Annotated in this window: 3 protein-coding genes and 1 pseudogene; all 4 read left to right on the top strand. The window is 56.4% G+C overall.

From position 1 onward, the window contains the following. Window positions 1-2395: pseudogene (locus tag JHD77_RS32495) on the top strand (DUF637 domain-containing protein); the annotation flags it as partial. Window positions 2396-2491: 96 nt separating this feature from the next. Then, window positions 2492-2896: a DNA/RNA non-specific endonuclease gene (locus JHD77_RS33150; protein WP_409513497.1), complete on the top strand. Its 405-nt coding sequence runs from the start codon at window positions 2492-2494 to the stop codon at window positions 2894-2896. Next, window positions 2896-3225, top strand: a complete 330-nt coding sequence (locus JHD77_RS25805) for a hypothetical protein (RefSeq protein ID WP_049347895.1) — start codon at window positions 2896-2898, stop codon at window positions 3223-3225. The genes JHD77_RS33150 and JHD77_RS25805 overlap by 1 nt, the downstream gene beginning before the upstream one ends. A gap of 424 nt (window positions 3226-3649) precedes the next feature. After that, window positions 3650-3892, top strand: coding sequence for a CPCC family cysteine-rich protein (locus JHD77_RS25800; protein ID WP_071533946.1), 243 nt, complete (start codon window positions 3650-3652; stop codon window positions 3890-3892). Window positions 3893-4012 lie beyond the last annotated feature (120 nt).

Below are 4012 nucleotides of genomic sequence, written 5' to 3'. Positions count from 1 at the left end.
GGCGGCGAACAGCCTGAACGTCCAGGCCGGACGCGACATCGCCAACCTCGGCGGGGTGCTGCAGAGCCGCGGCGACCTCAGCCTCGACGCCGGACGCGACGTCACCGTCGCCGCCGTCGAGGACCGCCAGGGCCAGACCCGCTGGAACACGTCGCGGCTACAGAGCGTGACCCAGCTCGGCGCCGAAGTCAGTGCCGGGCGGGACCTGAACGTCAGCGCCGGGCGCGACCTCAGCGCAGTGGCCAGCGCCCTCGAAGCGCGCCGCGACATCGCCCTCTCCGCCGGGCGCGACGTGACCCTGGCGGCGGCGGCGAACGAGGAGCATGCCTACAGCAAGACCAGGAAGGTCACCTACCAGGAAGACAAGGTCGCCCAGCAAGGCACCCGCGTGGATGCCGGGGGCGACCTGGCGATCAATGCCGGACAGGACCTGCGCCTGATCGCGAGCCAGGCCAGCGCCGGCGACGAGGCCTACCTGGTGGCCGGCGACAAGCTGGAACTGCTGGCCGCCAACGACAGCAACTACTACCTGTACGACAAGAAGAAGAAAGGCGACTTCGGCCGCAAGGAAACCCGGCGCGACGAAGTCACCGACGTCAAGGCGGTGGGCAGCCAGATCAGCAGCGGCGGCGACCTCACTCTGCTCAGCGGCGGCGACCAGACCTACCAGGGCGCGAAGCTGGAATCGGGCAACGACCTGGCCATCGTCAGCGGCGGCGCGGTGACCTTCGAGGCGGTGAAGGACCTGCACCAGGAGAGCCACGAGAAGAGCAAGGGCGACCTGGCGTGGCAGTCGTCGAAGGGCAAGGGCCAGACCGACGAAACCGTGCGCCAGACCCAGATCGTGGCCCAGGGGAATCTGGCGATCAAGGCCGTGGAAGGGCTGAAGATCGACCTCAAGCATATCGACCAGAAGACCGTGAGCCAGACCATCGATGCGATGGTGCAGGCGGATCCGCAACTGGCGTGGCTGAAGGAGGCCGAGCAGCGCGGGGATGTGGACTGGCGCAGGGTGCAGGAGGTGCACGATAGCTGGAAGTACAGCAACTCGGGGCTGGGGGCTGCGCCGTCACTGGCCATTGCCATCGTTGCGGCTGCTTACCTCGGCCCGGTGTATGGCCCTATGGCCAGCAATCTTGCCGTTGGCACCATCAATAACGGTGGCGACCTTGGCAAAGGGCTGCAACACGCCACCAGCTCCAGTGCTCTCAAGAGCTACGCCATCGCGGCGGCCACGGCTTACTTGACCACCGAGTACTTCGACAAGGTGCTGGACACCAAGACCAACGTCGATACCAGCAAGGTCACGGTGGACCTGAGTACCGTCAGCGGTGCCAGTCGCTTCGCCGCCAACCAGGCGATGCAGAACCTCACCAGCACGGCCTTGGGTAAGGCTATGGGACAGGGTGGCAGCTTCGGCGATGCCCTCAAGGACAGTCTCTACAATACCTTTGCTGCCGCCGGCTTCAACGCCATTGGTGACTTCGGCAAGACCCACAAGCTGGAAACCGGAAGCGCGCAAATGGTGGTGATGCATGCGCTGATGGGGGGCTTGGCCGCCCAAGCGCGTGGCGACAGCTTCGCTGCTGGAGCGATTGGTGCAGGACTCAACGAAGCACTGGTGAAGGACCTGGACAAACTGGTCAGCAGCTACTCGCCGGAAAATCGCGAGGCGATGCTGGCCATGGCCTCGCAACTGACGGGGCTGGTCGGGGTAGTCGCGAAGGACCCCGGTGCCAGTTACAAGGAGCTTGAAACGGGGAGTTGGGCGGCGAGGAATTCTGTCCAATACAACTACCTAAACCACGAAGAAAACCAGGAACGCTTCGAGGCCAAGAAGGCATGTAACGGCGGAGACTCAACCGCTTGTGGCCGCGTCGATGAATTAAACCAACTCGACCGGAGTCGCGATCTGGCACTACTTACGGCCTGTTCTTCGGACGGTAGTAGCACGACATGTACAGCGCTGCGTAAAGAGGCTTGGGAATCTGCCCAGAGTTTGAAACAGGCCAGTTGGACTCCAGAAGCACAAGAGCAGTACCGGCAAGCCATGCAGAACCCGCAACTGATGGCATACACCATTGAGGGCGAGCTGCGCAGCATCTACCAGATCAACGACCCGATAACGGCAGCTGATTCCAAGCGGCTGGCCGAGGCGATGGCCAGCTTGGGTTCTGACTTCATCCCAGGTTATGGCGATGGCAAGGCGTTTGTCGAAGCGCAAGACCCCTTCGACTATACGATGGCCGGAATAGGCTTGGTGCCGGGCATTGGGGATGGCGCTGCGAAGATCCTGGCCAAGGCGAAGGCACTTTACAAGGAAGGTAAAGTATCCGAGGCTGCTGATTTGGTCGAGGGACTGGGTAAGCTGCCGGCTCCGCAAGGGCCAAAAGGAACTGGAACGGCGCTGCGTGAAGTAGAAGTTAGCTCTGGCAGCAAAGGGTCATGGACTAAGGAACTCAACAAACCAGAGCCGAACACGATTTATAAAGTGGACGGGAACAAGACCTATCAGACAGATAGTCTTGGGCGTGTTGAGAAGGTTGAGTCCAACCTCTCGCTGACGAAGAGTGACCGGAATACTTATCAGCAGTGCATTGCTGGTAAATGCGGGGTTAGTGGCGATGAAGGTGGCCATCTGATTGCAAGTATCTTCAATGGGCCAGGTGAGAAGCTGAACCTGCTTCCCATGAATGGGAACTTGAATAAAGGTGCCTGGAAGTCCATGGAGAACACTTGGTCATCTGCGCTCAAGCAAGGGCAGATGGTCAGTGTGAAAATTGAGCCTGTCTATTCTGGCTCATCTGTGCGTCCTGATAGATTTACTGTCAGATACTCTATTGATGGTGGTCGCCCTGTCATTGTCGATTTCAAAAACTCACCGGGTGGTATTTGATGGGCGATCAAGAGTTATATCAGAAAATTGGACAGCTTTTAGTCGATGCTGGCCCAGCGGATGCTAGGGAAATAATAGTTCGGGCGGAGCTTTTCTCAGAGGGCGATGGAGGGAAGTATGAGTTTGACTATGTTGATCAGTCTGGTGAGTTGAACTGGTTTGATCCGGATGGGCGTGCTGTAGGGGATTTGACAGAGTTGCTGGTCCAATTGCGCGATTATTTTTCAGCCAACAATTTGACCGCTGGAGAGGGGGGGTGGTCTGGATGTGTAATTAAATTACACGTTGATGAAATGAAATTTGGTATTGCATTCAACTACGGTAAGTAGTGTTGTTTTCAATAAAAATAGCCCCGGCACTCCCGGGGCTATTGAATCGGCGGCGACGGTGGCAAAACGTTCAGTTCTGGGCGTGACTGCCCTATGATCGGCCTTAGCCATGGTCAGCTCCTTCTTAGCTGCTTGTGGTTAGCGGGCCGTAGGTGTTGACGCACCTACGGCCCGCGTCTTTTTGCACCGAATGAAAGGGACAGATTTATTTTCTCTACTCTAAATTTTCTGAGCATGGAGGCTCCAGCGCAGATGCCGTAAAGGAAATTCGCGATGCCTAGGTAAGGGCGCATGGTTTAGCGAATTATTTGCTTTGAGCGTTTCAGAGTGGGCGCAGTCGCCGAAATTAGAGTAGTAAAAATAAATCTGTCCCCTTTTTTTCAGGACGGCATTAACTATTGGAATAGGCAGTAAGGAGAGCCCAGTGAGATATCCTTGCCCGTGCTGTGGATACTTAACTTTTGATGAGGAGCCGTGCGGAACTTATGAAATATGTCCCGTGTGTTACTGGGAAGATGACATTGCTCAGAATAAAGACCCTGATTATGATGGTGGTGCTAACGGGATAAGTCTGAACAATGCCAAAGAGAACTTTTTTAAATATGGAGCGATAAAGCGGGTATTTTTAAAAAACGTCAGGAAACCTTTGGATGACGAATCACTATGACCATAAGGGGTAAAGGATCCCAAAGGGGGGTAAGCCAAAAAGAAAAGATTTATTTTTACTACTCTAAGTCTAAAAGGCAGGTAGGCTTCCTCCTTTACCATAAAGGGGACAGATTTATTT

Source organism: Pseudomonas sp. P20 (assembly GCF_016463925.1).
Taxonomy (GTDB): domain Bacteria; phylum Pseudomonadota; class Gammaproteobacteria; order Pseudomonadales; family Pseudomonadaceae; genus Pseudomonas; species Pseudomonas aeruginosa.
Note: the sequence above shows the minus strand (reverse complement) of the source record. Positions and strands in the feature narration are given on the sequence as shown.

Coding starts and splice junctions, on each gene's coding strand:
- JHD77_RS25805 (WP_049347895.1), top strand. CDS start 2,896: ATGGGCGATCAAGAGTTATATCAGAAAATTGGACAGCTTTTAGTCGAT.